General features: G+C 59.0%; 25 protein-coding genes. 8 read left to right on the forward strand and 17 right to left on the reverse strand.

Annotated features, from left to right (window positions below):
- Positions 1-4: 4 nt before the first annotated feature.
- Positions 5-1510: a glycerol kinase GlpK gene (gene glpK / locus PspS35_RS06335; RefSeq protein WP_159933206.1), complete on the reverse strand. Its 1506-nt coding sequence runs from the start codon at positions 1508-1510 to the stop codon at positions 5-7.
- 78 nt (positions 1511-1588) lie between these two features.
- Positions 1589-2443 carry an MIP/aquaporin family protein gene (locus tag PspS35_RS06340; RefSeq protein WP_159933207.1) on the reverse strand — a complete coding sequence of 285 codons (855 nt, stop codon included), beginning with the start codon at positions 2441-2443 and terminating at the stop codon, positions 1589-1591.
- Between the two features lie 327 nt (positions 2444-2770).
- Here PspS35_RS06340 and ybaK point away from each other — a divergent pair, with 327 nt between their 5' ends.
- Positions 2771-3241 (forward strand): Cys-tRNA(Pro) deacylase, encoded by a 471-nt coding sequence (gene ybaK / locus PspS35_RS06345; protein ID WP_159933208.1) that lies wholly within the window; start codon positions 2771-2773, stop codon positions 3239-3241.
- A gap of 136 nt (positions 3242-3377) precedes the next feature.
- Here ybaK and PspS35_RS06350 read toward each other — a convergent pair whose 3' ends face one another.
- Both PspS35_RS06350 and argF read right to left on the reverse strand, forming a co-directional pair.
- The gene (locus PspS35_RS06350) at positions 3378-4487 is read right to left on the reverse strand and encodes an ABC transporter ATP-binding protein (protein ID WP_159933209.1); all 1110 of its coding nucleotides are present in this window, start codon (positions 4485-4487) and stop codon (positions 3378-3380) included.
- Positions 4484-5404, reverse strand: coding sequence for an ornithine carbamoyltransferase (gene argF, locus PspS35_RS06355; protein ID WP_159933210.1), 921 nt, complete (start codon positions 5402-5404; stop codon positions 4484-4486). Before argF ends, PspS35_RS06350 begins: the two co-directional genes overlap by 4 nt.
- Before the next feature lie 433 nt (positions 5405-5837).
- On the opposite strand from argF, the gene PspS35_RS06360 reads away from it, so the two are divergent.
- Both PspS35_RS06360 and grxD read left to right on the forward strand, forming a co-directional pair.
- Complete coding sequence (locus PspS35_RS06360; RefSeq protein WP_159933211.1) at positions 5838-7946, forward strand: molybdopterin oxidoreductase family protein; 2109 nt, start codon at positions 5838-5840, stop codon at positions 7944-7946.
- Between the two features lie 77 nt (positions 7947-8023).
- Positions 8024-8362: a Grx4 family monothiol glutaredoxin gene (gene grxD, locus PspS35_RS06365; RefSeq protein WP_027604591.1), complete on the forward strand. Its 339-nt coding sequence runs from the start codon at positions 8024-8026 to the stop codon at positions 8360-8362.
- A gap of 162 nt (positions 8363-8524) precedes the next feature.
- On the opposite strand, the gene bfr is transcribed toward grxD, so the two are convergent.
- Both bfr and PspS35_RS06375 read right to left on the reverse strand, forming a co-directional pair.
- Entirely contained in the window at positions 8525-8995 is a 471-nt protein-coding gene (gene bfr, locus PspS35_RS06370; RefSeq protein WP_003172093.1) for a bacterioferritin, read from the reverse strand.
- Between the two features lie 201 nt (positions 8996-9196).
- A complete protein-coding gene (locus tag PspS35_RS06375; RefSeq protein ID WP_159933212.1) occupies positions 9197-9415 on the reverse strand; it encodes a bacterioferritin-associated ferredoxin in 219 nt (72 codons plus the stop codon).
- Positions 9416-9659: 244 nt separating this feature from the next.
- Between PspS35_RS06375 and PspS35_RS06380 the strand changes: the two genes are divergently transcribed.
- On the forward strand, positions 9660-10262 hold the full coding sequence (locus PspS35_RS06380) for a peroxiredoxin (RefSeq protein ID WP_003172097.1): 603 nt from the start codon (positions 9660-9662) through the stop codon (positions 10260-10262).
- Between the two features lie 67 nt (positions 10263-10329).
- Here PspS35_RS06380 and rnt read toward each other — a convergent pair whose 3' ends face one another.
- Both rnt and pyrC read right to left on the reverse strand, forming a co-directional pair.
- Positions 10330-11004, reverse strand: coding sequence for a ribonuclease T (gene rnt / locus PspS35_RS06385; RefSeq protein WP_122309848.1), 675 nt, complete (start codon positions 11002-11004; stop codon positions 10330-10332).
- Positions 11001-12047 carry a dihydroorotase gene (pyrC, locus tag PspS35_RS06390; RefSeq protein ID WP_099583487.1) on the reverse strand — a complete coding sequence of 349 codons (1047 nt, stop codon included), beginning with the start codon at positions 12045-12047 and terminating at the stop codon, positions 11001-11003. The genes rnt and pyrC overlap by 4 nt, the downstream gene beginning before the upstream one ends.
- A gap of 156 nt (positions 12048-12203) precedes the next feature.
- Here pyrC and PspS35_RS06395 point away from each other — a divergent pair, with 156 nt between their 5' ends.
- The 3 genes from PspS35_RS06395 (at position 12204) to PspS35_RS06405 (ending at position 15719) form a co-directional block, all read left to right on the forward strand.
- The gene (locus PspS35_RS06395; RefSeq protein WP_159933213.1) at positions 12204-13112 is read left to right on the forward strand and encodes an OmpA family protein; all 909 of its coding nucleotides are present in this window, start codon (positions 12204-12206) and stop codon (positions 13110-13112) included.
- A gap of 129 nt (positions 13113-13241) precedes the next feature.
- The gene (locus tag PspS35_RS06400; protein ID WP_049709749.1) at positions 13242-14459 is read left to right on the forward strand and encodes an argininosuccinate synthase; all 1218 of its coding nucleotides are present in this window, start codon (positions 13242-13244) and stop codon (positions 14457-14459) included.
- Positions 14460-15086: 627 nt separating this feature from the next.
- Complete coding sequence (locus PspS35_RS06405) at positions 15087-15719, forward strand: response regulator transcription factor (RefSeq protein WP_017844627.1); 633 nt, start codon at positions 15087-15089, stop codon at positions 15717-15719.
- Positions 15720-15778: 59 nt separating this feature from the next.
- Here PspS35_RS06405 and PspS35_RS06410 read toward each other — a convergent pair whose 3' ends face one another.
- The 8 genes from PspS35_RS06410 to metG form a co-directional block, all read right to left on the reverse strand.
- Positions 15779-15958: a hypothetical protein gene (locus PspS35_RS06410; protein WP_159933214.1), complete on the reverse strand. Its 180-nt coding sequence runs from the start codon at positions 15956-15958 to the stop codon at positions 15779-15781.
- Between the two features lie 107 nt (positions 15959-16065).
- Entirely contained in the window at positions 16066-16704 is a 639-nt protein-coding gene (nth, locus tag PspS35_RS06415) for an endonuclease III (RefSeq protein WP_159933215.1), read from the reverse strand.
- Positions 16705-16729: 25 nt separating this feature from the next.
- Positions 16730-17224: an Rnf-Nqr domain containing protein gene (locus tag PspS35_RS06420; protein ID WP_159933216.1), complete on the reverse strand. Its 495-nt coding sequence runs from the start codon at positions 17222-17224 to the stop codon at positions 16730-16732.
- A complete protein-coding gene (locus PspS35_RS06425) occupies positions 17217-17783 on the reverse strand; it encodes an RnfABCDGE type electron transport complex subunit G (RefSeq protein WP_159933217.1) in 567 nt (188 codons plus the stop codon). Before PspS35_RS06425 ends, PspS35_RS06420 begins: the two co-directional genes overlap by 8 nt.
- Entirely contained in the window at positions 17780-18724 is a 945-nt protein-coding gene (locus PspS35_RS06430) for an RnfABCDGE type electron transport complex subunit D (RefSeq protein ID WP_159933218.1), read from the reverse strand. The genes PspS35_RS06425 and PspS35_RS06430 overlap by 4 nt, the downstream gene beginning before the upstream one ends.
- The gene (gene rsxB / locus PspS35_RS06435; RefSeq protein WP_159933219.1) at positions 18717-19673 is read right to left on the reverse strand and encodes an electron transport complex subunit RsxB; all 957 of its coding nucleotides are present in this window, start codon (positions 19671-19673) and stop codon (positions 18717-18719) included. The genes PspS35_RS06430 and rsxB overlap by 8 nt, the downstream gene beginning before the upstream one ends.
- Positions 19670-20242 carry an Rnf-Nqr domain containing protein gene (locus PspS35_RS06440; RefSeq protein WP_159933220.1) on the reverse strand — a complete coding sequence of 191 codons (573 nt, stop codon included), beginning with the start codon at positions 20240-20242 and terminating at the stop codon, positions 19670-19672. Before PspS35_RS06440 ends, rsxB begins: the two co-directional genes overlap by 4 nt.
- Positions 20243-20343: 101 nt before the next feature.
- The gene (gene metG, locus PspS35_RS06445) at positions 20344-22395 is read right to left on the reverse strand and encodes a methionine--tRNA ligase (protein WP_159933221.1); all 2052 of its coding nucleotides are present in this window, start codon (positions 22393-22395) and stop codon (positions 20344-20346) included.
- A 172-nt stretch (positions 22396-22567) separates the two neighbouring features.
- On the opposite strand from metG, the gene apbC reads away from it, so the two are divergent.
- Positions 22568-23662 (forward strand): iron-sulfur cluster carrier protein ApbC, encoded by a 1095-nt coding sequence (gene apbC / locus PspS35_RS06450; RefSeq protein ID WP_159933222.1) that lies wholly within the window; start codon positions 22568-22570, stop codon positions 23660-23662.
- 495 nt (positions 23663-24157) lie between these two features.
- Here apbC and fdxA read toward each other — a convergent pair whose 3' ends face one another.
- A complete protein-coding gene (fdxA, locus tag PspS35_RS06455) occupies positions 24158-24481 on the reverse strand; it encodes a ferredoxin FdxA (RefSeq protein ID WP_159933223.1) in 324 nt (107 codons plus the stop codon).
- Positions 24482-24566 lie beyond the last annotated feature (85 nt).

Consider the following 24566-nt stretch of genomic DNA (forward strand, 5'->3'; position numbering starts at 1 on the left):
TGGCTTATTCAGCGCCTTCGTGCGGTTCCCAGTCGCGGGTGCGGCTGACCGCTTTTTGCCAGCCGGCGTAGAGTTTCTCTTTGGCCGCTTCATCCAGCTGGGGCTCGAATTCGCGCTCGATCACCGCCTTGCCACGCAACTCGTCCAGGCTGCCCCAGAAACCGCAGGCCAGACCGGCCAGGTAGGCGGCGCCCAACGCGGTGGTTTCACGCATTTGGGGGCGCTCGACCTGGGTGCCAAGGATGTCGGCTTGAAATTGCATCAGGAAATTGTTGGCTACCGCGCCGCCGTCTACCCGCAGGGCTTTGAGGCGTTCGCCGGAATCCTGCTGCATGGCGTCGAGAACGTCACGCGTCTGGTAGGCAATCGACTCCAGGGCTGCACGAATAATGTGATCCACGCGTACGCCACGGGTCAGGCCGAACAGCGCGCCACGGGCGTACGGGTCCCAATACGGAGCACCCAGGCCGGTGAAGGCTGGGACCAGGTACACGCCGTTGCTGTCCTTGACCTTGCCGGCGAAGTATTCGGTGTCGTGGGCGTCGTTGATGATCTTCAACTCGTCACGCAGCCACTGCACGGTGGAGCCACCGTTGAAAACCGCGCCTTCCAGGGCGTAGGCCACTTCGCCACGCGGGCCGCAGGCGATGGTGGTGAGCATGCCGTGCTTGGACTTCACGGCCTTGTCGCCGGTGTTCATCAGCAGGAAGCAACCGGTGCCGTAGGTGTTCTTGGCCTGGCCGGCTTCCACGCACATTTGGCCGAACAGCGCCGCTTGCTGGTCACCGGCGATCCCGCCGATGGCGATGCCGCTCTTGGTACGGCCGTAGATTTCCGAGGAGGACTTCACTTGCGGCAGCATTTCCCGCGGGATGTCGAGGATCTCCAGCATCTTCGCGTCCCACTCCAGCGTGTGGATGTTGAAGAGCATGGTGCGCGAGGCGTTGGTGTAGTCGGTGACGTGGGTCTTGCCGCCGGTAAATTTCCAGATCAGCCAGCTGTCCACGGTGCCGAACAGCAGCTCGCCGTTGCGCGCACGCTCGCGGCTGCCTTCGACATTGTCGAGGATCCACTTGAGCTTGGTGCCGGAGAAGTAGGGGTCGGTGACCAGGCCGGTGGTGTCGCTGATGTACTGTTCATGGCCATCGCGCTTGAGCTGCTGGCAGATCTCGGTGCTGCGGCGGCACTGCCAGACGATTGCATTGTAGATCGGGCGGCCGGTGACCTTGTCCCATACCACGGTGGTTTCACGTTGGTTGGTGATACCGATGGCGGCGACCTGGTCATGGTGCAGTCCGGCCTGGGCCAGGGCTTCGACCATCACCGCGCTCTGGGTGGCGAAGATTTCCATCGGGTCGTGCTCGACCCAGCCCGCCTGCGGGTAATGCTGGGCGAATTCACGCTGTGCGGTGCACACCACGTTGGCGTCACGATCAAAGATGATCGCCCGGGAACTGGTGGTGCCCTGGTCGAGGGCAATGATGTAGTTCTTATTCTGAAGGTCGGTCATGTCGATTGCCTTGCACGAAAATAAGGAAGTCAGAAATCAGCCTGGGCCTCAAAGGGCAGGAGGGCCAGGCTGGCGCTATCAGGAAATACGGGTGTTGCCGTTGACAGCCGTGTCAGGTGTTTCAGCTATAGCAGGTGCGGCGCTCGGCAGGTGACGGGCAATCAGCCCGCGATAGGCCGCAGCACCCAGGCATGCGCCGACAATCGGTGCGAAAATCGGTACCAGGAAGTAAGGAATATCGCGACCGCCAGTAAAGGCCATTTCACCCCAGCCCGCGAAAAAGGTCATCAGCTTGGGCCCGAAATCCCGCGCCGGGTTCATCGCAAAGCCGGTCAGTGGGCCCATTGCGCTGCCGATCACTGCAATCAACAGGCCGATCAGCAGTGGGGCCAACGGGCCGCGTGGCAGGCCGTTGTTGTCATCGGTCAGGGCCATGATCACGCCCATCAAAATCGCGGTGATGACCATTTCCACCAGGAATGCCTGGGCGGTGCTCAGCAGCGCGTGGGGGTAGGTGGAGAACACCGACGCCAATTCCAGGCTGGCTTGGGTGCCGCGCACCAGATGGTGGGTTTGTTCGTAATCGAAAAAAAGATTGCTGTAGAGCGTGTAGACCAGCGCCGCTGAACAGAACGCACCGGCCACTTGGGCGAGGATATAGAAGGGCAGTTTGCGCTTTTCGAAATCGGCGAAAAGGCACAGTGCGATGCTGACGGCCGGATTGAGGTGAGCCCCGGAAATCCCGGCGCTCAGGTAGATCGCCATGCTGACGCCGATCCCCCAGATAATGCTGATTTCCCACAAACCAAAGCTGGCACCCGCGACCTTGAGCGCAGCGACACATCCTGTACCGAAGAAGATCAGAAGCGCAGTCCCCAGGAATTCGGCCATGCATTGGCTCGAAAGTGAAGGCTGTTGAAGAGCAGTTGTCATGGAAAACCTCAATTGTTGTTCTTGTCTGGCGCACCGTCTCAACGGGCGGTTGCGCGATGTTCACCGTGACGAGGATCCCCATCCAAGGCACGGCTTAATACTGGAATGCTGTAGGTGTATTCCTACAGTATTCGGAAACGAAAAAATATAGACAAGAATGACCGCTGTCAAAGGTCGAAAGTGAACGGTGGGTCACTTTATAACTATGGGTTTGATGAATGATCATGCTTGCCTCACCGAACATCGCTTGAAGAAAGGCACGCCCTAGAGCGTTTTACGTGGGCTTGGCCTAGAATCGGCCATCTGTTTGCCACCGCCGGAGACGCCATGACCCCCGCATTGGATCTGTTGAAAAAAGTTCGCGCCGAACATCGAATCCACAGTTATGAACACGACCCCAAGGCGGCCTCCTATGGCCTGGAGGCCGCAGAAAAATTGGGCCTCGACCCGGCGCAGGTGTTCAAGACCTTATTGGCCAGCAGTGAAAAGGGCGAATTGTTGGTGGCGGTGGTGCCGGTCGTCGGAAGTCTGGACTTGAAAGCCCTGGCGCAGGCAGCGGGGGTGAAAAAAGTCGAAATGGCCGACCCTGCTGCGGCCCAGCGTTCCACCGGTTACCTCTTGGGCGGTATCAGCCCGTTGGGGCAGAAGAAGCGTTTGCGCACATTCATTGATGTAACGGCGCAACAGTTTGCGACGATTCATGTGAGTGCGGGGAGGAGGGGGTTGGAAGTTGAGCTGCCGGCGGCGGTGCTGGCTGAGCATACCCAAGCCAAATTCGCGCCGATTGGCAGGGAGTAATCTCAGGCCCGGTGGAGCTCCAGCATGGGAGGGGGATTGCTCCCGATCGCTGAGTGTCAGTTAGCTTATGTTCAGCTGCTACACCGCTATCGGGGGCAAGCCCCCTCCCACATTTGTTCTCTGTGTTTTCAGGTAATCAGTTGGCCGGGCTGTAACGGCGTACACCAGAATCAACCTGAGGGATCTGCGCGGCGGTGCTGCCCGACGCCTGGAACAGCACCAGATGTTCAGCCGCCACACGAATCCCCACATCCGCCCCGACCTGATGATCCGCATGGCTGGGGAAAATCGACTCCAGCTGTGCGCCCGTCGGCAGCTGCAGGCGGTACAGGGTCGACGCACCGAGAAAGGTCTTGCCGACGATCCGCGCTTTGAGCGTGCTGTCCGGCGCATAGACGATGTCATCCGGGCGCAGCAGTACATCCACCGCGCCTCCGGTCGGCCAGGTGTAGGCGCGATTGCCGCGCAGGTCGCCCAGTTCGGTGCTGACAGACTCGGGCGAGCTCAATTGACCACGGATGAAGTAACCCTGGCCGATAAAGCTGGCGACGTAAGGTGTTTGCGGTTCGTGATAGAGGTTATAAGGCGTGTCCCATTGTTCCAGCCGGCCTTCCTTGAACACGCCGACTTGGTCGCTGACGGCGAAGGCTTCTTCCTGGTCATGGGTGACCAGGATCGCGCTGGTGCCGCGCGCCTTGAGGATGTCGCGCACTTCATGGCTGAGCTTGCGTCGCAGTTCGCCATCGAGGTTGGAGAAGGGTTCGTCGAGCAGCAACAGTTGTGGCTCCGGCGCCAGGGCGCGGGCGAGGGCGACACGTTGCTGCTGGCCGCCGGACAGTTCGTGGGGGAAGCGCTTGCCCAGGTTCTTCAGGTTGACCAGTTCCAGCAGCTCGGCGACCACGCGGTCCTTTTGCGGATGTTTACGGATGCCGAACGCGATGTTGTCGGCCACGCTGAGGTGGGGAAACAGCGCGTAGTCCTGGAACACCATGCCGATGCGACGTTTCTCTGGTGCCAGGGTGAAGCCGGCACTGGAGATCACTTCGCCCGCCAGGCTGATTTCTCCTTCGTGCACCGGCTCAAAGCCGGCAATCGCGCGCAGGGTGGTGGTCTTGCCGCAGCCCGAAGAGCCGAGCAGGCAGCCGATATCACCTGCGTTGAGGTGCAGATTGAGGTTCTGCACCACCCGTTGATCTTGATAGCCGCATGCCAGATTGCGCAGGTTCAGCAGAAGTGGCTGGCTCATGCGTGGTGGTACGACGGCGGCACGAGGAATTCGAGCAAGGCCTTCTGGGCATGCAGGCGGTTTTCGGCCTGGTCCCAGGCGACCGAACGCTCATCGTCGAGCAGGTCGAGGCTGATTTCCTCGCCACGGTGCGCGGGCAGGCAGTGCATGAACAGCACGTCCGGCGCGGCCAGGTCGAGCAGGGCGCGGTTGACCTGGAACGGCGCGAACAGGGCCAGGCGCTTGGCGGTTTCGTCTTCCTGGCCCATTGAGGTCCAGACGTCGGTGCTGACCAGGTGCGCGCCGAGCACGGCGTCACGTGGGTCACGCACGAGGGTGACGCGATCACCGGCCTGTGCCAGGAAGCGCGCATCCGGCTCGTAGCCCTCAGGGCAGGCCACGCGTAGCTGGAAGTCGAATTGGATCGCCGCTTCTATATAGCTGTTGCACATGTTGTTGCCGTCGCCAATCCAGGCCACGGTCTTGCCCTGGATCGAGCCACGGTGTTCCAGGAACGTTTGCATGTCGGCCAGCAACTGGCAGGGATGCAGGTCGTCGGACAGGCCGTTGATCACTGGAACCCGCGAATTTTCGGAAAACTCGGTCACGGTGCTGTGGGCAAAGGTGCGGATCATTACAGCGTCCAGCATGCGCGACATGACGCGAGCGCTGTCGGCGACGGGTTCGCCACGGCCCAACTGCGTGTCACGCGAGGACAGAAAGATGGCTTGGCCACCCAGTTGGATCATGCCGGCTTCAAAAGACACGCGGGTGCGGGTCGACGACTTCTCGAAAATCATCCCGAGAACGCGGTTTTTCAAAGGCTCGAACAGTACGCCGCGGTTACGCAGGTCTTTAAGCTCAATGCCTCGACGGATCACGCTGACCAGCTCTTCGGGCGTGCAATCCATCAGGGAGAGAAAGTGCCTTGCGCTCATCATTAACTACCTTTTTGCAACAGACCGCAGATACTCAAAGCCTTGTTTATTGTGACAACGGGCGAGACCTGCGGCGAAAGCCGCACGGGGCGACGAAATAGGGGAAGGCGCGATATTGACATTAAATGTCGCGTCTTACCAATAGGGCTACGTTTTTAGGGGTGTTCAAGAAGGGCGCGAGAGCGCTTTTGAAGACGAATTCCTGACAGCAGCGGGCCATTTGTACACTGGCCTCATAGCCTTTTGCAACGGGCCGGGGCGGGGTTGGACCAGGCTACGTCGGTTTCAGGGGCGGCTGCGCAGATCTGTAACCGTTACTCATGCTTGGCTATGGCCTGGCCTGATGCTGGCCGATTCACAGGACTGACGATGCTGGTACGCACCAGATACACGGCCCATAGTCAGGCCAACGCCCCTATAAAAGAGACTGGCCATGACCAAGACTCTCCACCACCGTGCATGCCATCTGTGTGAAGCCATTTGTGGTCTGACCCTGGAAACCACCCAAGCCGAAGACGGCAGCCTGGCAATCACCTCGATCAAGGGCGATGCGCTGGACACGTTCAGCCGTGGCCACATCTGCCCGAAGGCGGTGGCGTTGCAGGACATCCAGAACGACCCGGATCGCCTCCACCAGCCCATGCTGCGGGTGGGCAGCGAATGGCAGCCGATTCCTTGGGACGAGGCCTTTGCCCTGGTGGCCGAGCGGCTGGCGGGCATCCAGGCGCGGCACGGGCAGAATGCGGTGGCGGTGTATCAGGGCAACCCCAGCGTGCACAACTACGGGCTGATGACCCACAGCAACTACTTCCTTGGCCTGCTCAAGACGCGCAATCGGTTTTCCGCGACCTCCGTGGACCAGTTGCCCCACCACCTCACCAGTCACCTGATGTACGGTCATGGCCTGTTGTTGCCGATCCCGGACATCGATCAAACTGACTTTATGCTGATCCTGGGCGGCAACCCGCTGGCGTCCAATGGCAGCATCATGACCGTGCCCGATGTGGAGAAGCGCCTCAAGGCTATCCAGGCCAGGGGCGGCAAGGTGGTGGTGGTCGACCCACGGCGCAGCGAGACGGCGGCGATTGCCGACCAGCATCTGTTTGTGCGTCCGGGCGGTGATGCAGCGTTGCTGTTCGGGATGCTTAACACGTTATTCAGCGAGCGTCTGACTCGCGACAGCCATCTGCCGGTTGAAGGGCTGGACGATGTACGCCGCGCAATCGCCGGGTTTACCCCTGAGGCGATGAGCCGCCAATGTGCGGTGCCTGCCGAGCAGATCCGCCAATTGGCCCGGGACTTTGCCGCAGCGGACAAGGCGGTGTGCTACGGGCGCATGGGCGTGTCGACCCAGGCGTTTGGCACGCTGTGCCATTGGCTCGTGCAGTTGATCAACCTGGTCACTGGCAACCTGGACCGTGTGGGCGGCGCGATGTGCACCACACCGGCGGTGGACCTGGTGGCGTCGACCGGCGGCGGGCATTTCAATCGTTGGCAGAGCCGCGTTTCTGGGCGTCCGGAATACGGCGGCGAGCTGCCTGTGTCGGCCCTGGCTGAAGAAATGCTCACCGAGGGCGAAGGGCAAATCCGTGCGCTGGTCACGGTGGCGGGTAACCCGGTGTTGTCCACGCCCAATGGCCGCCAGTTGGAGCAGGCTTTGGATGGGTTGGAGTTCATGGTCAGTATCGATCTCTACATCAACGAGACCACTCGGTATGCCGACCTGATTTTGCCGTCCACCTCGGCCCTGGAGAACGATCACTACGACACCACCTTCAACATGTTTGCGGTGCGTAACGTCACGCGCTTCAACCGTGCGATCTTGCCCAAGCCGGAAGGCGCGCTGCATGACTGGGAAATTTTCGTCGGTCTGGCCACAGCCTTTGCGGCGCAGACCGGCGTGGTGCTCAAGCCGACGATGCCGCCAGCCAAGATGATCGACTTCGGACTGCGTGCCGGGGCGTATGGGGATGCGTCGAGTCATAAACTGTCGGTGGCGATGTTGGCCGATCATCCCCATGGTGTGGATTTGGGGCCGTTGCAGCCCAATCTTGCTGCGCGTTTGAAAACGCCTGACGGCAAGGTGCAGGCCGCGCCTGCGGTGATTCTGGCCGACCTCGCGCGCTTCGCAGCGCAGCCGCTGCCCGTGGCTGACGAACTGCTGTTGATTGGCCGTCGGCATGTGCGCAGCAATAATTCCTGGATGCATAACTATCATCGCCTGGTGAAGGGCAAACCCCGACATCAATTGCTGATGCACCCCGATGATCTTGTCAGCCGGCAATTGAGTGATGGCCAACGGGTGCGCGTAAGTTCGCGCATCGGCATGATCGAGGTGCAAGTGCTGGCCAGCCTGGAGATGATGCGCGGTGTTGTCAGTCTGCCCCACGGCTGGGGCCATGGCCGCCCCGGCGTGCAGATGACCATCGCCAGTGAGCAACCAGGGGCGAGTGCGAATGACTTGACCGACGAGCGGCAGTTGGATGAGTTATCCGGGAACGCTGCGCTCAATGGCGTTCCGGTTCAGGTAGCAGCCACCTGAGCATCCGGCTGGAATTTTGCGTTACAATGCGCCACCGTGCCGACCCGTGAGTCGCAAAGTTCCTGCAGAGGTGTTCCATGGATATCATCGAAACGATCAAAGAGCAGATTGCCAACAACACCATTCTGCTTTACATGAAGGGCGCTCCGAACGCTCCTCAGTGCGGTTTCTCCGCGAAGGCCTCCCAGGCTGTGATGCAGTGTGGCGAGAAGTTCGCTTACGTGGATATCCTGCAAAACCCTGAAATCCGCGCCAACCTGCCTAAGTACGCCAACTGGCCGACGTTCCCACAACTGTGGGTCGCCGGTGAGCTGGTTGGCGGTAGCGATATCATCACCGAAATGGCAGCTGATGGTTCGTTGCAGGCGCTGATCAAAGACGCAGCGGCAAACGCGGCGGCCAAGACCGACGCTTGATTCGCGTGCAATAAAAAGCCCCGCTTCTCGTGAGAGAGCGGGGCTTTTTTGTCACGTCTGTCCCGTCCTGAATAAGGTTTTGTCCCGTCCTGAATAAGGTTTACACCTTCTGACCGATCTTCAGGAGGATTCAATGGATACGTGTCCCGTCCTGAATAAGGCTTATTCACCCATCTGCGATTGCAGGTAGTTCTCAAGGCTGACTTTGTCGATCAGGCCCAGTTGGGTTTCCAGCCAGTCGATGTGTTCTTCCTGGTCTTCCAGGATGTCTTCCAGCAGTTCGCGGCTGCCGAAGTCGCCTTGTGCTTCGCAATGCGCGATGGCGGCCTTGAGGTCACTGTGGCTCTTGCGTTCAAAGCCAAGGTCGCTGCCGATCATTTCCTGGGTGTGCTCGCCGATGTTCAGCTTGCCCAGGTCCTGCACGTTCGGCAGGCCTTCCAGGAACAGGATGCGCTTGATCAGCGCGTCGGCATCCTTCATGGCCTTGATCGATTCTTTGTATTCGCGCTTGCCCAGCTTTTCCAGGCCCCAATCGTCGTACATGCGTGCATGCAGGAAATACTGATTGATCGCGACCAGTTCATTGGCAAGGATTTTGTTGAGTTGCTGGATGACTGAGATGTCGCCTTTCATGACTGGGGTCCTGCCCTGTAATAGCTGTGTATAAGGCGGAGTTTGAGCGGCGAAAACCCTAGTGTCAAACCTAAGTTATTGAATAATAAATGAAAATTAATCGGAATAAGAATGTTTGTGTTCCGCGTCTTGGCGCTAACTAATTGAATTACAGGCATAAAAAAACCGGACACTAAGTCCGGTTCTTTAAAACACGCCTATTTAAGCGTGTGTAAATTCTGCTGAATAGGGGAGCGTGGCCTGGGCTGTCTGCAGCTGCGTCAGGGTTTCCCGTACGACTTGCTTGGCGAGGCAAGCGCATTTACCGCACTGGCTGGCAACGCCGGTGGTTTCACGCACTTCCTTGTAGCTGCAGCAACCTTCATAGATTGCTTCGCGGATTTGTCCGTCGGTGACGCCAGTACAGAGGCACACATACATAAGGGAGAACCGTCGCGGGTTTAAGGCTTAAGTGCGATGGATCTTAATGTTAACGAGAATGATTGTCAAAGTAGATTCGTAGGGTATTTCCCTGCATCGCCCGCGCACTGACGAACGGTTTTTTCAGTGTATGATGGTCGGTCTTCACGAAGCGTGACTGCGTCACAGGCCTGTCGCTTAAACGCGGCAGACTCAAGGCCGGTCCTTTTACTTCAATCGTCACCCCTACATCAGGAGATACCCAATGAGCGTACTCGTCGGCAAACAAGCCCCGGATTTCGACGTACCTGCCGTCCTCGGCAATGGCGAAATCGTAGACAGCTTCAAACTGTCCGAAGCCATCAAAGGCAAATACGGCCTGGTGTTCTTCTACCCGCTGGACTTCACCTTCGTCTGCCCTTCGGAGCTGATCGCTCTGGATCACCGCATGGACGATTTCAAAGCCCGTAACGTTGAAGTGGTTGCCGTTTCCATCGACTCCCATTTCACCCACAACGCCTGGCGCAACACCGCCATCAACGATGGCGGCATCGGCAAAGTCAAATACACCATGGCTGCCGACATGAAGCACGACATCGCCAAGGCCTACGACGTTGAGTCCGAAGGCGGCGTGGCGTTCCGTGGCGCGTTCCTGATCGATGACAAGGGCGTCGTGCGCTCGCAGATCATCAACGACCTGCCGCTGGGCCGTAACATGGAAGAGCTGATCCGCCTGGTCGACGCTCTGCAATTCCACGAAGAGCACGGCGAAGTCTGCCCAGCCAACTGGAAGAAAGGCGACAAAGGCATGAACGCTTCGCCAGAAGGCGTTGCGGCTTACCTGACCGAGAACGCTGGCAAGCTGTAAGCCAGAATCGAGGTAAAAAAAACCGGCCTGTGAGGGCCGGTTTTTTTTATGCTTGGGGTTTGACCTGTCAGTCGCCGAAGTCTTCCCAGCCGCCCATCTGCTTCCAGCGGTTGACGATGCCGCAGAACAGATCGGCAGTCTTCTCGGTGTCGTAGCGGGCCGAGTGGGCTTCGCGACCGTCGAAGTCGATGCCTGCGGCCTGGCAGGCTTTGGCTAGTACGGTCTGACCGTATGCCAGGCCGGCGAGGGTGGCGGTGTCGAAGCTGGAGAACGGGTGAAACGGGTTGCGCTTCATGTCCAGGCGCGCCACGGCGGCATTCAGGAAGCCCAGGTCGAAGCTGCTGTTATGCCCCACCAGGATCGCACGCTTGCAGCCGTTGGCCTTCAACGCCTTGCGCACGCCACGGAAGATGTCGGTCAGTGCCGCTTCTTCGCTGACAGCCATGCGCAGTGGGTGATCCAACTTGATCCCGGTGAACTCCAGGGCGGCCGCTTCGATGTTCGCGCCTTCAAACGGCTCGACACGGAAGAAGTGGGTGTGTTCTGGATACACAAAGCCCTGTTCGTCCATGCCGATGGTCGTTGCGGCGATTTCCAGCAGCGCATCGGTGGCGCAATTGAAACCGCCGGTTTCTACGTCGATGACCACCGGCAGGTAGCCGCGGAAACGTTCGGCCATCGGATGGCGCGAGCCACCGCCACCGCCGTGTTCCTGGTCGTCATCGTAATGGTCTTCACTCACTTGCTTTCCTCCAGCAGGCGCCAGCGCAGTGTTTCACCGGCGCGCAGCGGGATAACGGTCAGCTCGCCAAAAGGCAGGCTGGCAGGGGCGGTCCAGTCTTCACGGACCAGGGTAATGCGGTCGGTATTCGCCGGCAGGCCGTAGAAACGCGGGCCGTTGAGGCTGGCAAAACCTTCGAGTTTGTCCAGGGCGTTGCGCTGTTCGAACGCTTCGGCGTACAGCTCGATGGCGGCATACGCGGTGTAGCAACCGGCACAGCCGCACGCGGCTTCCTTGGCGTGCTGGGCGTGGGGCGCCGAGTCGGTGCCGAGGAAGAACTTCGGGTTGCCGCTGGTTGCGGCGTCCAGCAACGCGACTTGGTGGGTGTTGCGCTTGAGGATCGGCAGGCAATAGAAGTGCGGCCGGATCCCGCCCACCAGCATGTGGTTGCGGTTGTACAGCAGGTGATGGGCGGTGATGGTCGCACCGACGTTGGCCGAGGCCTCGGTGACGAACTGCACGGCGTCGGCCGTGGTGATGTGCTCGAACACGACCTTGAGGGTCGGGAACAGCTCGACCACGCGGCGCATGTGCTCGTCGATGAAGACCTTCTCGCGATCGAACACGTCCACATCGCCACGGGTGACTTCGCCGTGGATCAGCAGCGGCATGCCGACTTCAGCCATGGCTTCGATGGCCGGCAGGATCTTGTCGATGCTGGTCACGCCGGAGTCGGAGTTGGTGGTCGCACCGGCCGGGTACAGCTTGGCGGCGTGCACATAACCGCTGGCCTTGGCCTCGCGAATCTCTTCGGGCTGGGTGCGGTCGGTGAGGTAGAGCACCATCAATGGTTCGAAGCGGCTGCCGGCCGGTCGTGCAGCGAGGATACGCTGGCGATAGGCATCGGCTTCAGCGGCGTTACGCACCGGTGGTACCAGGTTAGGCATGATGATGGCGCGGCCAAACGTGCGCGCTACATCGGCCACGGTTTGGGGCAACGCAGCACCATCGCGAAGATGAATATGCCAGTCGTCGGGACGCAGCAGGGTCAGGCGGTCGGACATTGGGGATTCCAGGCGGGTCAATCTGGTGGGAATGCTACCGGAAAAGACTCTTGCAGGCACTCGCTATCAAGTTTTGCAGGATGCATCCGATAGCCTTTGGTATGCCTTATCGATGTATGACGCTTTGAAGTGTTGTAGAAACCAGTGGAGCCTCCCGTGCGCCAGCATTATCTAGCCCTGCTCAGTGTGTTCGCCAGCCTGCCTGCAATGGCACTCACGTTCCAGACACGTCTGGAGAATATTGAGTGGAAGGTGGAAGGCGACAAGTTCGAGTGCCGCCTGACCCAGCCGATTGCCGATTTCGGTTCGGGTGAGTTCGTGCGCCGGGCCGGCGAACAGGCGACTTTTCGCCTCAAAGCCTATAACGGCTCCTTGGGCGCCGGGTCGGCGACCTTGTTGGCCGCAGCGGCCCCTTGGCAACCGGGCCGGGGCGATATCAACCTCGGGGCCGTGCGCGTTGGCAGTGGCGACGTACTGTTCAACAGTTCCCAGGCCCAGGCCGGGCGCCTGTTCAATGGCTTGCTCGACGGCCGTTCACCGACCGTACGGCACTATGGACGCGAGGGCGGCTATTCCGAAATTCGCCTGCTGCCGGTGAAATTCAACAAGGCCTATAGCGATTACCAACTGTGCACCGCCAAGCTGCTGCCGATGAATTACGATCAGGTCAAGCAGACCGAAGTTGGCTTCCCTGGAGGTGGCATCGAACTGGACGCGGCGGCCAAGCAGAAGCTGGCGGTGATTCTGGAGTTCATGAAGGCGGACCCTACCGTCAACCATGTCGAGTTGAACGGCCACTCGGACAACAGCGGCAACCGCCTGAGTAATCGCGATGTTTCACGCCGTCGCGCACTGGCGGTGATGGACTACTTCAAAGCCAATGGCATCCAGGAATCCCAGATCACCCTGCGTTTCCATGGCGAAAGCTACCCCTTGGCGCCCAACACCAATGCCGCCAACCGGGCCCGCAACCGCCGGGTCAATATTCAGCTGGAGCGGGTGGCAGCCCCCGAGAAACCGGCACCTCAGGCGGCCGCACCGAGCAACCCGGCGCATACCTCTTAAAGGGCGGCCGACGGTCGCCCCCTCGACATAATCTGTCGCTTTATCTTCATTTGCTGTCGCGCCCCTGTAAATTCACGGTTTTGGTCGGTAGAATCGACGGCTTTCCGTACAACCCCGTGGAGTGATGGCATGGCCGACGTAAACAAGGTCGTTCTCGCGTATTCCGGCGGCCTGGACACTTCGGTGATCCTCAAGTGGCTGCAGGATACTTATAACTGTGAAGTGGTGACCTTCACCGCTGACCTGGGTCAGGGCGAAGAGGTCGAACCTGCACGTGCCAAGGCGCAAGCCATGGGCGTGAAAGAGATCTACATTGACGACCTGCGCGAAGAATTCGTCCGCGATTTCGTCTTTCCGATGTTTCGCGCCAACACCGTCTACGAAGGCGAGTACCTGCTGGGTACCTCCATCGCACGTCCGCTGATCGCCAAGCGCCTGATCGAAATCGCCAACGAAACCGGCGCCGACGCCATTTCCCATGGCGCCACCGGCAAGGGCAACGACCAGGTGCGTTTCGAACTGGGCGCCTACGCCCTCAAGCCAGGCGTGAAAGTGATTGCTCCTTGGCGTGAATGGGACCTGCTGTCCCGTGAAAAGCTGATGGATTACGCTGAAAAGCACGCAATCCCGATCGAACGTCACGGCAAGAAGAAGTCCCCGTACTCGATGGACGCCAACTTGCTGCACATCTCCTATGAAGGCGGCGTGCTGGAAGACACCTGGACCGAGCACGAAGAAGACATGTGGAAGTGGACCGTCTCCCCGGAGAACGCTCCAGACAAGGCGCAATACCTGGAACTGACCTACCGCAACGGCGATATCGTCGCGCTGGACGGCGTCGAAATGACCCCGGCCACCGTGCTGGCGACCTTGAACCGTATCGGTGGTGAACACGGTATCGGCCGTCTCGACATCGTCGAGAACCGTTACGTGGGCATGAAGTCCCGTGGCTGCTACGAAACCCCGGGTGGCACCATCATGCTGCGCGCTCACCGCGCCATTGAATCCATCACCCTGGACCGCGAAGTGGCTCACCTCAAAGACGAGCTGATGCCAAAGTACGCCAGCCTGATCTACACCGGCTACTGGTGGAGCCCAGAGCGTCTGATGCTGCAACAGATGATCGATGCCTCTCAGGCCCACGTGAACGGCGTTGTGCGCCTGAAGCTGTACAAGGGCAACGTGATCGTCACTGGTCGCAAGTCCGATGATTCGCTGTTCGACGCCAACATCGCCACCTTTGAAGAAGACGGCGGCGCTTACAACCAGGCGGACGCAGCAGGCTTTATCAAGTTGAACGCACTGCGCATGCGCATTGCCGCCAACAAGGGTCGCTCGTTGTTCTGAGTATTCCTAGCGTTGTAAAGAATGGCCTCTTGCTCAAGAGGCCATTTTTTTTGCCCGGGTATTTTGAATATTAAGGCGGTGTTTATCTTTGTTTAATAGTATTTAACGTTTTACTAGTTCGCCTGGTTTCTTCGGATTGTTTAGCGCTGGTCGTACGAGAATGTTGTAGGAGTGAATGAATTTTTTACACCTGCATGGGAACTGGTCTTACAGAAAGTTCACTCATTCAAGTGCGGCAGATGTGTAGTGCGATGATTTTTTTGTAGGAAATTTGGGTGTAAGTAAATATGTTAAATGGAACTGAAATAACCGAATTTTTTCCGTCTGCCCTGATGCGCGGAGTCAGACTGGAAGGGGCATTTCCTGAAAGTTATGTGCGTTACGTTTACCCTACTCCCCCAGCCCCAGGGAGATTTCACTCAAAATATGTAAGAGCGCGGAAAGGTCTGAAAGGCTCCATAAAACCAGATGCGCCTCAGTTGGGGTTTTTTTGTAGGGCAATTCCTTTATCGATGTGGGCTGGGTCTCTGCTTGCTGTTGCTCGAGGGGGAATGCTATGCCAACTAGGAAACGACTAGGCTATTGTGCTTGCTCTGAATAATTCGAACAGCGAAATTGGACTTTCTCATGAATAAAGTGCTGATCGTGGATGATCATCCCGTCATTCGTCTTGCTGTGCGTATGCTAATGGAACGCCATGGTTATGAAGTCGTTGCTGAGACTGATAACGGTGTCGATGCGTTGCAACTTGCGCGGGAGCATATGCCGGACATTGTCATACTGGATATTGGAATTCCAAAACTCGATGGTCTGGAAGTTATTTGCCGACTGTCCTCTACCAAGCAAGCTACGCCATTCAAGGTGCTGGTGCTGACGTCACAGGCGCCCGGTCACTTCTCCATGCGCTGCATGCAGGCGGGTGCCGCGGGCTATGTGTGCAAGCAACAGGATCTCACCGAGTTGCTGAGTGCGATCAAGGCCGTCCTGTCGGGCTACAGCTACTTTCCGAACCAGGCGCTCAACTCGGTCCGCTCAACCATGGGCAATGCCAGTGAGGCCGATATGGTCGAGCGCCTGTCGGGCCGCGAGATGATGGTGTTGCAGCAACTGGCTCGGGGCAAGACCAACAAGGAGATTGCCGATGGCATGTTCCTCAGCAACAAGACAGTCAGCACCTACAAGACGCGCCTGTTGCTCAAGCTCAATGCGCGTTCGCTGGTGGACCTGATTGAGTTGGCTCAGCGCAACGGCTTGGTATAGCGCCCGTTTTCCGGCAAAAAAGCCTCCGTCAGGGAGGCTTCCGGACATTAACCACTGGGTCAGAGGTCGAAGTCGTAGTCGGCCAGCTGTTTTTGCAAGCGTCGTTCTTCCAGAAGATTGTCGATGGTGCGGCGTTTGCTTAGATTGGTTTTGGCCACCTCAGCAGGTGCTTCGGCCCCATCGTCATCTGACTCAACGAGATCGTCTTCTACTTCCAGTTGCTCTTTGCCAGTGCTCATAAGGTTAACTCCAGGCTAAGACTGCCGTTGGCGCTCCTTATAACGATAATCCACGAATGGGTAAAAAAGATTTTTTCAATCGATTGATCGAAAAAACCAATGATCCCTCAATCGTCGGAAGTCTTGTCCTTGTATTCACACAAGTCTTCAATGCGGCAGCTGCCGCAGCGCGGCTTGCGGGCCTGGCACACGTAGCGTCCGTGCAGGATCAGCCAATGGTGGGAATCGAGTAGATAGGGCTTGGGCACAAACTTCATCAATTGCTTTTCCACGTCCACCACGTTTTTGCCGCGAGCAATACCGGTCCGATTGCTGACGCGGAAAATATGCGTGTCCACGGCCATCGTCAGTTGTCGAAAGGCAGTGTTGAGCACCACGTTGGCGGTTTTGCGGCCTACGCCCGGCAGAGCTTCGAGTGCCTCGCGGGTCTGCGGCACTTCGCTGCCATGCAGTTCTACCAGCATGCGGCAGGTTTCGATGACGTTCTTGGCTTTGCTGTTGTACAACCCGATGGTCTTGATGTATTCCGACAACCCGTCCACACCCAGGGCATGAATCGCCTCAGGGGTGTTTGCCACCGGGTATAGCTTGGCGGTGGCCTTGTTGACGCCAACGTCGGTGGATTGGGCCGAGAGAATCACAGCAATCAGCAGCTCGAATGGCGAGGAGTAGGCCAACTCGGTCTTGGGTTCTGGATTGTCTTCGTGAAGCCTGCGGAAAATTTCCAGGCGTTTTGCGGCGTTCATGGGGCGGTGGGTTCCTTGCTTGCGGTCAGCGTGGTTTCGAATAGAGGTTCCAGGCCTGGAAGCCTGCGAGTAGCAAGCCGAGCAGGATAAACCCGGCGGGTACCAATGTGGTGCCCAGAATCGTGCGCAACAAGCCCAATATGATCAGCAATGCGCCGAACAGGCCGAACAGTTGCAATCGAGCTTTGCCCTGGCCAGCGTCGAAAAACCCCGAGTGTTCGAGCACTACGCACTGCACGCTGATCAATGCGAGGTAAACACCCAACTGCTGGTAGACGGGCAGCGCAAACGCCTGCAGCAGCACCTGCGTACAACTGACCAGCGTAGCGGCCAGCACAATGCTGGCGGACAGTCGGGACTGAGTGTTGGGCCGCTGGCGCACACCCTGCATCACGAAACCGTAGAGCACTCCGATCAGGGCGCAAAGCCCGAAGAAACTCAAGGCCTTGGGCAGCGTGTCAGTCACTCCGATCAGCGGCGCGAGCATCAGCGAGTTGCTCAAACTGAAAGGTTTATTCATAGGCGCCCGGTTCCAACAGTGAGGCGCGATGCTCATCGAAGTAGCGCAAGGCATCGTGAACCGCGTCTATCACCGCATGGGAGGTTACGGTTGCACCGGCCATTTGATCAAACTGGGCCGGGTCTTCACGAGTGCGCCCTTTGAACGCGGCCATCCACGGGTTCCCGGGCTCACCGATATGGCCGCCAAGGCTGGGCGTTTCTGATTGCTGCAACACTTTGACTCCCACCAATCTTCCATCGTTGCCGATGGCGATCAGCAGCTCGATCGGGCCAGCGTACCCGGTGGTTTTCAATTGAAGCAGGACTGCGCTGGGCTGCCCGGCCAATGTAGCGAGGTAGCCACCGCGCAATTGGCTGTTGGTCAGTGGTTCATCCGTCGCCAATGGCTTGTCCAATGGCTGGTTGTCATAGCTGTCGCTGGGAAGCAGGTCAAGCAAGGCTTGGCGTTGTTGCGCCTGGGCCTGGCGGGCTGCGTAATCGACGGTCAGATGCTGAAGGCCCAGGGTCAAGGCAATCCCAAGGATTGCAGTGAGCGCCACGGGTATCCAGTTTTTCATCGCTTCACCCCAGTGGCTGTCAGGCGGTCCAGTGCAGGCACGGCCAGGTTCATCAGCAGTACGGCAAAGGCTACGCCGTCCGGGTAACTGCCCCAGGAACGAATCACATACGTCAGCAGCCCTACGCCCGCACCAAACAGCAGCCGCGCCCCTGGGCTCTTGGGCCCGGAGACGGGTTCGGTAACAATAAAGAATGCGCCCAGCAGGGTGGCGCCGGTCAGCAGATGGAAGAGGGGCGAGCCGTTGGAGTCGGAGCCTGACCCATTCCAGCACAGCAAGCTGATCACAAAAAGACTGCCCAGCATGCCCGCCGGTGCATGCCAGCTGAATACACGCTCACGCAACAACCAGAGGCCGCCCGCCAGGTACGCCAGGCTGACCCATTCGCCGCCCTTGCCGCCGAAATGGCCGAACGCCGGGTTGCTGGTAAACAACTCGTCGACGGTCAGGCTCTTGTTGAGGCGCAGGCTGTCCAGAGCGGTGGCCTGCGCCCAGGCGTCGGGTGCGTCGCCGTGCAGCCCGAACACCTGTTGCAGGCTGGCCAGTAGGTCCAGCCCATGAGTGGCCGGCCAATGGGTCATGGGTTGAGGGAAAGCCACCAGCATCAACGCCAACCCCACCATGGCAGGATTGAACGGGTTGCGATTGCCGCCATACAGATGCTTGCCCAACAACAACGCGCTGGCCACGGCCGCCACACATAACCACCAGGGGCAGTATGGCGGCAATGCCAGCGCCAACAGTGTTGCACTGACCAGGCTGCTCAAGTCGCCGCCGGGTTGTCCGCGCAGGCGTTGTGCGCCCGCATCCATTAGCAGGGCACATCCTCCCGCCAACGCCAGGTTGATCAGCACCCCCCAACCGTAAAACACACACATCACCGCCACACCTGGCAGCGTGGCCAGCAGCACGCGTTTCAATGCCTGCTGCGGGTCAGGCACCGTGGGCCTCTACCTGGCGCTGGGCCTCATCAAGCTTGTTTTGCGCGTCGGCCAATTGTCGCGCATCGGCGTGTTGATCCTGGGCTTTCTTCAATTCGGCGCGGCGCATCGCCAGCTGGATTTTGGCGCGCTTGAGGTCGGCGCTATTGCGGGCCGGCGCCGCGGGAGTGCTATTGGGTGCCAGGGCGGCCAGTGCCTGCTCTGAGGCCTCGAATTGTTGCTGCAACACGATCAATTGCGACTGCTGCTCAAAGGTCGGCGGATGCCCAAACGCCTTCAAGGATTTGTGCAATTGCGCGCGGCTCATTGCGACATTGATCTTGGCCTTCTTCACCGCCGCATCCTGAGCCGCTTGCACAGCATCAAGGGGGACGGCCTCCACTGGCGCCGAGTGCTTGGCCCTAGCCAGGCGTTCGGTGAGTTTGTGTGCTTGCTCCCGTTGCAGCCGTGCGTTGCGTTGCTCGAAGCGCCGCCTTGCTCGATCGCGCTTGAGTGCGCGTTCGCGGTGCTCCTTGTCGTTGGTCGCCAGGTCGCCGACGATAGGCAGCACGGTGATCGGCGGGCGCATCTCGATGCAGTCCACCGGGCAGGGCGCGACGCACAGGTCGCAGCCCGTGCACTCGTCGATAATTACCGTGTGCATCAACTTGGCGGCGCCGACGATAGCGTCCACCGGGCACGCCTGGATGCATTTGGTGCAACCGATACACTCGGCCTCACGGATATACGCAACCTGTGCCGGCGCCTCGCCACGGCTGGTATCCAACGCCAGCACCGGCACGCTCAGCAATTGGGCGAGGCCCGCGATGGTTTCCTGCCCACCGGGCGGGCACTTGTTGATAGCTTCGCCCTGGGCGATGCCTTCGGCGTAAGGCTTGCAGCCAGGGTGCCCACATTTGCCGCATTGGGTCTGCGGTAGCAGGGCGTCGATACGTTGAATCAGGCTCATGCTTTGATCATTGCGTTGAAACCCAGGAAGGCCAAAACCATAAGGCCGGCGCTTATCAGCTCCACCGGCAGGCCGCGAAAGGGCAGGGGGATGTCATTGTCTGCGATACGCTGGCGCAGGTCGCTGAACAGGCTCAACACCAGCCAGAAACCGAGCCCGGCGCCCAGGCTCAGCGCGATCATAGAGCGAAAGCCTTTATCGTTCTGCGTGTCCAGTAGCACGGCGCCCAACACACCTGCGTTGGCCATCAGCAACAGCCATAACCCTTCCAGAGGCAATGCCGGTCGCAGTCGGGCAAGCAAACCAAGCACGGGGCGGATCAGCAGTGCGGTCAGCGGCACAAATACGAAGAGCCGTAACGCCGTCAGCGCCAGCGGTTGCAGAACATAATGGTCCAGCAGGTAACCCAGTGAACTGCTCAGCACCGTCAACACACCGGTGGCGAGCCCCAGCGCATGCACATGCGAGCGCTGCCCATTGGCCAATACCGAGTCGACAGCCAACGGCATCTGCAACACAAGGTTGCTGATCAGGGCTGCGCTGACAAACGTGAGGAAAATATCGGTCATGGACATGTCGGTTAAGCAAACAGGGCTTGATTATCCGGCAAGCGAGACAGTGGCACTAGCTCAAAAGCCCTGTCGCCGAGACGGCAGGGCTGTTTGCGGGGTTACTTGATGCGTTGACCCGGCTTGGCGCCGCTGTCTGGGCTCAGCAGGTAGATCTCTTCACCGCCAGGGCCGGCGGCCATCACCATGCCTTCGGAGATGCCGAACTTCATTTTCCGTGGCTTGAGGTTCGCGATCATCATGGTCAGGCGACCGTCGAGCTTGGACGGGTCCGGATACGCGCTCTTGATCCCGGAGAACACGTTGCGTTGCTCGTCACCGATATCCAGTGTCAGGCGCAGCAGCTTGTCGGCGCCTTCCACGGCCTCGGCCTTGATGATCAGCGCAACACGCAGGTCAACGGCGGCAAACGCGTCGAACTCGATTTCTGGAGAAAGCGGGTCCTTGGCCAGTTCGCCATTACCTGCTGGCGCAGCTGAGCCGGTGTCGGTCTGGCTGGCGGCGAGGTCTTCTTTCGAAGCGTCGGTCATGGCTTGGACTTTTACCGGGTCGATACGGGTCATCAGCGGCTTGAACTCGTTCAACTGATGGTTGCTGAGCAGGGTGGCATGGTCGCTCCAGGTCAGTGGCGCAACATTGAGGAACGCCTCGGCGTCGGCTGCCAGCAACGGCAGAACCGGCTTGAGGAAAATCACCAATTGGCGGAACAGGTTGACGCCGGTGGCGCAGATCGCCTGGACTTCTGCCTGTTTGCCTTCCTGCTTGTTCAGCGCCCACGGGGCCTTGTCGGCAATCCAGGCGTTGGCGCGGTCGGCCAGCCCCATGATTTCACGCATGGCGCGGGCAAAGTCGCGAGCTTCATAAGCATCGGCGATGCTTGGTGCCGCAGCCAGGAACGCGTCGGTCAGTTCCGGCGCGGCATTTTCAGCCACCAGCACACCGGCGTTGCCCTTGTGGATAAAGCCGGCGCAACGGCTGGCAATGTTGACGACTTTGCCCACGAGGTCCGAGTTGACCTTCTGTACGAAGTCTTCCAGGTTCAGGTCCAGGTCGTCGACGCCACGGCCCAGCTTGGAGGCGTAGTAGTAGCGCAGGTATTCCGGCGACAGGTGGTCCAGGTAGGTGCGCGCCTTGATAAAGGTGCCACGGGACTTGGACATTTTCTGGCCGTTGACCGTCAGGTAGCCGTGCACGTTAATGCCGGTCGGCTTGCGGTAGCCCGAACCTTCGAGCATCGCCGGCCAGAACAGGGCGTGGAAGTTGACGATGTCCTTGCCGATGAAGTGGTACAGCTCGGCGGTGGAGTCCTTGCCCCAAAACGCGTCGAAGTCCAGCTCCGGCGTGCGGTCGCACAGGTTCTTGAAGCTGGCCATGTAACCGATCGGCGCGTCCAGCCACACATAGAAATACTTGCCTGGCTCGTCCGGGATCTCAAAGCCGAAGTACGGCGCATCGCGAGAGATGTCCCACTGTTGCAGGCCGGCATCCAGCCATTCGGCGATCTTGTTCGCCACAGCGTCCTGCAAGGTGCCGCTGCGGGTCCAGGTTTGCAGCATCTGCTGGAAATCCGGGAGCTTGAAGAAGAAGTGCTGGGAATCCTTGAGCACCGGGGTGGCGCCGGAGATCGCCGACTTCGGGTCCTTCAAGTCTGTCGGTGCATAAGTGGCGCCGCATTTTTCGCAGTTGTCGCCGTACTGGTCTTCGGTGCCGCATTTCGGGCAGGTGCCCTTGATGAAGCGGTCGGCCAGGAACATTTTCTTTTCCGGGTCGAAATACTGGGTGATCGAACGCTGGGCAATGTGCCCGGCATCACGCAGCTTGAGGTAGATCTGGCTCGACAGCTCACGGTTTTCTTCGGCGTGAGTGGAGTGGAAGTTGTCGAAGTCCACCAGGAACTCGGCAAAGTCGGCGCTGTGTTCAGCCTGCACATTGGCGATCAGTTGTTCCGGGGTGATGCCTTCCTTCTCGGCGCGCAGCATGATGGCCGAACCGTGGGCGTCGTCCGCGCAGACATAGATGCATTGGTTGCCGCGATGCTTCTGGAAGCGCACCCACATATCGGTCTGGATGTACTCAAGCATATGGCCAAGATGGATAGAACCATTGGCATAGGGCAGGGCGCTGGTGACGAGGATCTTGCGTGGCTCGGACATGGGGCTCGGCTACTTGATGAAACGGAGGTCGGCCACTATAAAGCGCCGGGAAATTTATTTCACCCCGTGACGCTGTTTCAGCATTTTCCACACCGGCAAAAGCATGCCGCTCAGCAGCTGGAACAGGTAGGATAGCGGCCTGTTTCAGTCAGTCTTTTTTCGGGAGTAGCCCATGAGCGCCGTGAATCGCGCAGCGGTGGAAGCCGTTCTTCGCCAGTACACCGATCCCTATTTGAACCAGGACCCGGTCAGTGCCGGCTGTGTACGCGCCATCGAGGTCCAGGGTGATCAGGTGTCGGTGCAGTTGGAACTGGGTTATGCCGCCGGCCTGTTCAAGAGTGGTTGGGCGCAGATGCTGCAAATGGCCATTGAAGGCCTCGACGGCGTTCGGTCAGCCAAGGTCGACATCCAGTGCGTGATCGCACCCCATAAGGCTCAGGCGCAGATCCCGGGCCTGGCCAACGTCAAGAACGTGGTGGCCGTGGCATCCGGCAAAGGCGGCGTGGGCAAATCCACCACTGCCGCCAACCTGGCCCTGGCCCTGGCCCGTGAAGGCGCGCGCGTGGGCATTCTTGATGCCGATATCTATGGCCCTAGCCAGGGTGTGATGTTCGGCATCGCCGAAGGGACCCGGCCGAAAGTCAAAGACCAGAAGTGGTTCATGCCGATCGAGTCATTGGGCGTGGAAGTCATGTCCATGGCCTTTCTGACTGATGACAACACGCCGATGGTATGGCGCGGGCCGATGGTGTCCGGCGCCTTGCTGCAATTGGTCACCCAGACCGCTTGGGGCGATCTGGATTACCTGGTGATCGACATGCCGCCGGGCACTGGCGACATCCAACTGACCCTGGCGCAGAAAGTCCCGGTGGCGGGTTCGGTGATCGTCACCACTCCCCAGGACCTGGCCCTGCTCGACGCGAAAAAAGGCGTGGAGATGTTCCGCAAGGTCAATATTCCGGTGCTGGGCGTCGTGGAAAACATGGCCGTGCACATCTGCTCCAACTGTGGCCACGCCGAGCATCTGTTCGGTGAGGGCGGCGGCGAGAAGTTGGCGACTCAGTACGGCGTAGAATTGTTGGCTTCGCTGCCGCTGTCGATGCTGATTCGTGAACAGGCCGACGGCGGCAAGCCCACCGTGGTGGCTGAGCCCGACAGTCAGATCGCGATGATCTATCAGGAACTGGCTCGCCATGTGGGCGCGCGGATCGTCTTGCAGGAAGCTACAACGCCATCGATGCCGACAATTACCGTCAGCGACGATTGAAGTGATTGAAGGTAAGAGGCCTCGACTGTGTCGGGGCTTTTTTACGCCTGGCAGGCGGTCAAGAGGCGTGGGTGACCCATTTACGCAATGGCTGGTGTAAGCATTGGCTTACTTTTCCGTAAGTGTTTGGGGTTTTTACCGGCCGTGTACGTCTCGAAATGTTTGGCTGTTTTTCTATCTATTTGAAAAATAACAATTATTTATTTTCTTTTGAAGCGTGAAGCTCGTCGGCGCTGCGCACGCATCCCGTTGAACTTCCCTTGGAACTCTCTAACATCAGTCCTGTGTCCACGGATTGACACAGCCATCACGGAACGATGGTTCAGGGAATATCGCAGGATGCGATTCATCAGGATGATGAAAAGGAATACAGGGACTAGGGAAAAAATGTGGGCGGGTCATACCGCCCCTTTTTTTGCCTGTAGAAAAGTAAATGCCTGACCCAGAATGCAAAAAAGCCCCTGAAAGGGGCTTTTTTATTGGGCGGCGGCGCGGTTAGCGCTCCAGGTCTTTGATTTTGCCTTTGACGCCGTCCCACTCTTCTGCACCAGGCAGCGACTCTTTCTTCTCAGTGATGTTCGGCCAGATTTCCGCCAGCTCGACGTTCAACTGAATAAATTCCTGCATCTCCGCCGGGACTTCGTCCTCGGAGAAAATAGCGACGGCCGGGCATTCCGGTTCACACAGGGCGCAGTCAATGCACTCGTCCGGGTGGATCACCAGGAAATTCGGGCCTTCGTAGAAGCAGTCCACCGGACACACTTCGACGCAGTCGGTGTACTTGCACTTGATGCAGTTGTCGGTAACGACGAAGGTCATTTCTAATTTTCTCCTCAGGCGGCGGCAGCGAAACCCTTTACGGCAGGGCTCGCGAGGTTCGGGAGCGATAGTCTGCAGGCCAGGC

The organism is Pseudomonas sp. S35 (assembly GCF_009866765.1).
In the GTDB taxonomy this organism is placed as follows: Bacteria; Pseudomonadota; Gammaproteobacteria; order Pseudomonadales; family Pseudomonadaceae; genus Aquipseudomonas.

Bases quoted from the DNA above. Each gene is read 5' to 3' on its own strand.
- metG (WP_159933221.1), bottom strand. From the start codon at position 22,395: ATGTCCGAGCCACGCAAGATCCTCGTCACCAGCGCCCTGCCCTATGCC.
- fdxA (WP_159933223.1), bottom strand. From the start codon at position 24,481: ATGACCTTCGTCGTTACCGACAACTGCATCAAGTGCAAGTACACCGAC.
- PspS35_RS06350 (WP_159933209.1), bottom strand. From the start codon at position 4,487: ATGAGCCAGCCACTTCTGCTGAACCTGCGCAATCTGGCATGCGGCTAT.
- bfr (WP_003172093.1), bottom strand. From the start codon at position 8,995: ATGAAAGGCGACATCTCAGTCATCCAGCAACTCAACAAAATCCTTGCC.
- PspS35_RS06360 (WP_159933211.1), top strand. From the start codon at position 5,838: ATGACCAAGACTCTCCACCACCGTGCATGCCATCTGTGTGAAGCCATT.
- pyrC (WP_099583487.1), bottom strand. From the start codon at position 12,047: ATGTCCGACCGCCTGACCCTGCTGCGTCCCGACGACTGGCATATTCAT.
- PspS35_RS06405 (WP_017844627.1), top strand. From the start codon at position 15,087: ATGAATAAAGTGCTGATCGTGGATGATCATCCCGTCATTCGTCTTGCT.
- rsxB (WP_159933219.1), bottom strand. From the start codon at position 19,673: ATGAGCCTGATTCAACGTATCGACGCCCTGCTACCGCAGACCCAATGC.
- PspS35_RS06420 (WP_159933216.1), bottom strand. From the start codon at position 17,224: ATGAATAAACCTTTCAGTTTGAGCAACTCGCTGATGCTCGCGCCGCTG.
- grxD (WP_027604591.1), top strand. From the start codon at position 8,024: ATGGATATCATCGAAACGATCAAAGAGCAGATTGCCAACAACACCATT.
- PspS35_RS06425 (WP_159933217.1), bottom strand. From the start codon at position 17,783: ATGAAAAACTGGATACCCGTGGCGCTCACTGCAATCCTTGGGATTGCC.
- PspS35_RS06410 (WP_159933214.1), bottom strand. From the start codon at position 15,958: ATGAGCACTGGCAAAGAGCAACTGGAAGTAGAAGACGATCTCGTTGAG.
- apbC (WP_159933222.1), top strand. From the start codon at position 22,568: ATGAGCGCCGTGAATCGCGCAGCGGTGGAAGCCGTTCTTCGCCAGTAC.
- PspS35_RS06440 (WP_159933220.1), bottom strand. From the start codon at position 20,242: ATGACCGATATTTTCCTCACGTTTGTCAGCGCAGCCCTGATCAGCAAC.
- ybaK (WP_159933208.1), top strand. From the start codon at position 2,771: ATGACCCCCGCATTGGATCTGTTGAAAAAAGTTCGCGCCGAACATCGA.
- nth (WP_159933215.1), bottom strand. From the start codon at position 16,704: ATGAACGCCGCAAAACGCCTGGAAATTTTCCGCAGGCTTCACGAAGAC.
- PspS35_RS06380 (WP_003172097.1), top strand. From the start codon at position 9,660: ATGAGCGTACTCGTCGGCAAACAAGCCCCGGATTTCGACGTACCTGCC.
- PspS35_RS06400 (WP_049709749.1), top strand. From the start codon at position 13,242: ATGGCCGACGTAAACAAGGTCGTTCTCGCGTATTCCGGCGGCCTGGAC.
- PspS35_RS06375 (WP_159933212.1), bottom strand. From the start codon at position 9,415: ATGTATGTGTGCCTCTGTACTGGCGTCACCGACGGACAAATCCGCGAA.
- PspS35_RS06340 (WP_159933207.1), bottom strand. From the start codon at position 2,443: ATGACAACTGCTCTTCAACAGCCTTCACTTTCGAGCCAATGCATGGCC.
- argF (WP_159933210.1), bottom strand. From the start codon at position 5,404: ATGAGCGCAAGGCACTTTCTCTCCCTGATGGATTGCACGCCCGAAGAG.
- glpK (WP_159933206.1), bottom strand. From the start codon at position 1,510: ATGACCGACCTTCAGAATAAGAACTACATCATTGCCCTCGACCAGGGC.